Raw genomic sequence first — 1,032 nt, forward strand, 5'->3', positions numbered from 1 at the left:
CTAGGTGTTGATTTGCAATAGGTTGTTCAAGGCAAGTCGGGATGCTGGAGACTTGTAGCCCAGGGCTGAGTGCGGTCTTCGGGCGTTGTAATAAGACAAGAATGCGGGCAACCAAGCAGTGCGCTCTTGGCTGTTGGCCCAGATGCGCCCGTAAGCCCATTCACGCAGGCACGTCTGGATGAAGCGCTCGGCCTTGCCGTTGGTTTGAGGGCGATAGGGACGTGTAAACGTGTGCTTGATACCCAGGGTCTGGCAGGTGTGCGCGAATAGCTTGGAGCGGTAGGCTGCACCGTTGTCTGTAATCAAGCGCTTGATGGTGACACCCAGCGCTTTGTAGTGCATCACGGCCGCCTCCAGGAAGGCCACTGCTGAGGCCCTTTGCTCGTTGGGGTACATCTGCACGAATCCTACACGGGAGTGGTCATCAATGGCCACATGCGCCACCTCCCAGCCCGCTCCTGGCGTATGGTCGCGCGGATCTTTCGTGATGCGATGGCCAGGCACGGCGATACGCCCGAGTTTTTTCATATCCATGTGCAATAGATCGCCTGGTGCCTCATGCTCATAGCGCACAACGGGCTCTTTGGGATCAATTGCATTGAGGCTCGACAGGCCCAGCTGCGCAAGCACGCGGCTGATGGTAGCAACGCTGCGGCCAACCACATGGGCAATGCAGCGCATGGGCATGCGTTTGCGCCTGAGGCGCTCTATGCGCTGCGCTAATTCGGTGTCAACTGTAGTTCGTGTTCGCAGCGGCCTGGAGCTGCGATCGATCAGCCCATCATGGCCGAGCATGGCAAAGCGCTTTCGCCATTTGCAAGCGGTCTGAAGGCTGATCCCTGCGGCATGGGCTGCAGGGATCAGCCCCATGTTTGCGATGCGTTCGATCAACAATTTGCGACCTTCGAAGGTAAGTCTGGCATTCTTATGGCTGTTCATCCGGCAGGATTCCTCTGAGTTGCTGAAGCGTGGTAACTCCAGTTTCCCAGACCTGTCCGGTTGAACAACCTATTGAAACATCACACCTAGGGA

Annotated in this window: 1 protein-coding gene; it reads right to left on the reverse strand. The window is 57.2% G+C overall.

Going from position 1 to position 1,032, the window contains the following annotated elements:
• On the reverse strand, positions 1-939 hold the full coding sequence (locus M2375_RS22475) for an IS481 family transposase (RefSeq protein WP_259170517.1): 939 nt from the start codon (positions 937-939) through the stop codon (positions 1-3).
• Positions 940-1,032: the final 93 nt, after the last annotated feature.

Origin of the sequence: Comamonas sp. BIGb0152 (assembly GCF_024809975.1) — a bacterium.
Classification (GTDB): domain Bacteria; phylum Pseudomonadota; class Gammaproteobacteria; order Burkholderiales; family Burkholderiaceae_C; genus Comamonas.